The organism is Haloferax profundi (assembly GCF_001469865.1).
GTDB lineage: Archaea > Halobacteriota > Halobacteria > Halobacteriales > Haloferacaceae > Haloferax > Haloferax profundi.
Map to the genome: position 1 here is coordinate 1 of NZ_LOPV01000303.1, position 3,660 is coordinate 3,660.

Below are 3,660 nucleotides of genomic sequence, written 5' to 3' on the forward strand. Positions count from 1 at the left end.
TTCGACGATATCACGAGGTGTCGCATCACCAGCTGTAGGAGTTCGTGTTTGTATCCAGCGCCACGATGTTTGCCGGTCTCCACACAAGAGGCGTGCTTTTCCAGTATGGATAAATGGTTTTTGAGCACCATTTCCGTAGCGATCTACCGAGGCCGTGAACGTCTCTGAATCTTCATCTTCGCACCAATCGAACTCATGCGCACGAAGAGGAATGACAAACTGAGTTTCCTCTGGCTGAGCGGTCTGTGGTTGGACAACGAGTTCTGTCCCCTGCTTGTTGATGACTTCTCTTATAGAGGGATCTGCCCGACCTGTGACAGTCAGCGTTCCACTATCGTACGATTCCCGTCGGCGATAACTAACCCCATACAGTTCAAAACCATCACCCACATTACTACCGAGATCGTCCGGGTGGGGAGTGTCGTCACCCGTGGGAAGTTCACTCCCAGGAACGAATGTATCGATGGCAATGGGCTCTGCTTTTGAGATTGGGTCTTCACTGAGTAGGTAATCGAAGTGGTCCCCATCGACAGAGCGACGGAGAACTGCAGCTTCAACGTTTCCGGTATCCTCTAACGCTGACGAAAGAAGTGCAGCATGTGATGCATTCGGACTCCCACTCAGACAATACACTGCAGTGTTGGTTCGGATAAGGAGGATCTTTGCGTGAACATATCGGTTGTGTTCATAACTACGTGCTGAGGCGAGCTCCTGGTTGAGCCAATCACCTAATTTTGGCTTTGAAATTTGTACTCGCGTATTCTGGAGCCAGAGTTGTGTTTCAATGCCGTCAGTGGTGAATGAGTTCGGGACCGCCAACGAACTCCCATAAAACGGGGCAAAAATATCGACCTGCTGAATCTGCTCGCCAGTTTCGCGAATTATCTCACGAACCTGTGGTAGCAGCGGCCGGTGGAGATTGTGAAGGAAATAGGTGGACCGTTCGTTTGTATTTGGCTTCGGAATGTCTTTGAGCCACCCACCAGCTTCGATGGTCCGGCTAATAGTACCCGTAGTCACAGGATCGACCGAATTCGCCAGTCGAGAATCAAGCAAATCTTCGAAATATGCAGAGATATCGAGACAGAGTGCTGCCTTTTGGCGAACCATCTCATCAGTACTTTCACCGCCGTTCGAATGTTCAGACGTTTCAGATGATGGTGCATCGACAGTGAAACTAGTCGCAATTTCTTGATTGCTCGTTAATCCGGGGTGTGTCAGATTAGCACTACTGATAGTAGCTTGGACACGGCGCTCACCGGTTAGGAGATGCACTTTCGGGTGGAAAGCTCGTCGCTGTCCAACTGAAATTGGGGCAAAGTGATATCGCTGTCCCGCATATCTCGGCTGGGTGTGATTTCCACGAAGTGTGGCCTCAGACGAGTCTCGATCGTTGAGCGTTGAGTCGTACTGTTTTGAATCAACAAGGAGGGCGATGTCATCACCAAGGTTCTTGTCTCTCAACGCAGGGAGGACTGTTTGTTCAAAAAACCCTGGAGAGTAGGTGAATGTGGTCATGATTGCACCCTCCATGACACGGTCATCTGCATCCAACTCACGAAGGATGTTCATCTGTCATCACCCGCGTTGGTGAACGCTGAAACGAGTTGTCGACCCTGGTCAGTAACGACCATTTCACTAAGGGAATTGCCCTCAATTAACCCGAGCTCGTAGAAGATATCGCCAAGCCGTTCGAATTTCAATGTCGGCGCATTCGGGTAGCCACCATTGTAGATTCCTCCATCGTTGATGTCGCGATTAAATGTGAGGACACCGTCACCATCAACTTCGATCAGTTGCGGTGATTTCCCGTTTCCATTCTTAATTTTATTATAGAGCTCCTCAAAGTAGTGGTCAAGCCCCCATTGTTTTGTAATTCTGGCCGCCTGATGACTAATCTCTGATGTAGGCCATTCAGAATTGAGCGTCGCCTCTGGAAGCTTTGGGTCTCTCCCATAACTATCGTGTAGTTGCCAGCAAGTGATCGCCCCGGGATCGACATGGGCTGTGTTGAACCAGTTGACAAACGGCTGTTGAGCGTCATTGCTGTAGTACTGGTCGTAGCGAGTAGAAAGACGTGATAATAGGACCGTACTATAGCCTGCGACACGACGGCTTTTTCCAATCGAGGGGGACTCAGTCAGCGTCTGGGAAATGAGTGTTCGATACGCACGTTCAGAGTGTCCAGAGAGAGAAAACGAGTCTCCAGCAGGGTCTTTTGCTTGCAGTCGGTCACACGCTGTCATCCAAGTTCCTGTGAACGGTTCTGTCTGATCACTGGGTTGGGCTTCAAGCACACCTCTTGGTGACTCACCAAAGTAGACTGCATCACGTATACTCGAGAGAACAGACCGTTCGGTATTATCTGCTTCAGATAACGAGACACCCGAAAGTGCTTGCTCAACTGCCCGGTCGAAGTCTGGATTTCCGAATACTGCCTGCAGCAACTGACTCGGGGTGACTGGTTCTAATTCTTTTACAGCCTCTAAGATGGAGATGAATAGCGATTGGAATGCATAGGATGCGTATTCTGAATGGACGAGGAGACGCCAAGCCTCGCGTGTGTCTTCTAATGCACTAAACATCGGGGTAGATGTTGGTCGTCGATTAACCCAATCACCAACAGAGAGGAGAAGCACGAGAGAACTCCGAACGAATGCATCGCGGCCTGACGAGAAAAACAAATCTAGGTCTTCACTGTAATCCGCACCTTCGACAGACTCTGTTCCGGCCAACGTCGACTCGATCAGTGCCTCACTTTCAGCATCGAGGTCAGTTCCGAGGTATTCACGCAAGGACAGTAGTTTTGGAGTAGGACGTGGTCCGAATGCTAACTCGTCGAAGTGATCAGTCGGTGTGACAAGATACCAGTACGACCGAATCAAAAGTTCTCGTTCTTCCGATGATATCTGACACAAGCATCCACTATCGCTACCCCGTTCAACAAGCTCCATCGGCAGCTGTTTGTTCGCAACCGCAGAAGAGACCTCATCGAATTCGAAATTGACTGCGTCATCGTATGCGTGTGCTAACTGTTCACCAAGTGGAGTGAGTGTCCATTCGTTTTCAAATAATAGAAGTCGGTAGAGAATTCCCTTGTAGTAACTGTCGAACCGGGATTTATCTTCACCTGCGATGGTGAACCCATCACTCGATATATCGATTGATTCGCTTGTTGGGTCAGAAAATTGTGCTTCTAAGTAGCTGTCATTACCAACGATTCCACTGGTTCCGGTTCCATCGGTTGTACAATCGTGCTTGGTGCTCACAGCTAAGAGGAATTTTTCGTACAGAGCTCGTTCTGGTGCAGTGTGTTTTTCCAAGTGGAATGTCACCCATGCCCAATATGATAAGTATCGTAATCGTTGGGTAATAGCAATACTCAGTATTGGTCTTAGGAGTCGGTCTTGAAGTGCACCTTCGGTTGTCTCAGCTCCAATCGGGTCTAGGACCCTCATACTTGGTGCTCGGTCAGTCCAGAGAGGGTCTAATGAAGAGGTCGTCATAATATTCAGTCAATCTGGTGCAATGTACTAAACTATTGGTCGATTTGTAGATGAGAGTTGGGTTGTTCGAGATATTCACCCCACTTGGTTTCACCCACAGAACAGTGAACCTCTGAACTACACCATAGTAAAATTCAGCCGATCTTAGCTGTGA

At 49.0% G+C, this 3,660-nt stretch carries 2 protein-coding genes; both read right to left on the reverse strand.

Features of this window, described 5'->3' with window-relative positions:
- The coding region (locus AUR66_RS21275) for a hypothetical protein (RefSeq protein ID WP_157533096.1) at positions 1-1,572 on the reverse strand (1,572 nt) is incomplete at its 3' end.
- Positions 1,569-3,323, reverse strand: coding sequence for a hypothetical protein (locus tag AUR66_RS21280; RefSeq protein ID WP_157533097.1), 1,755 nt, complete (start codon positions 3,321-3,323; stop codon positions 1,569-1,571). The genes AUR66_RS21280 and AUR66_RS21275, both read right to left, overlap by 4 nt.
- Between the last annotated feature and the right edge of the window lie 337 nt (positions 3,324-3,660).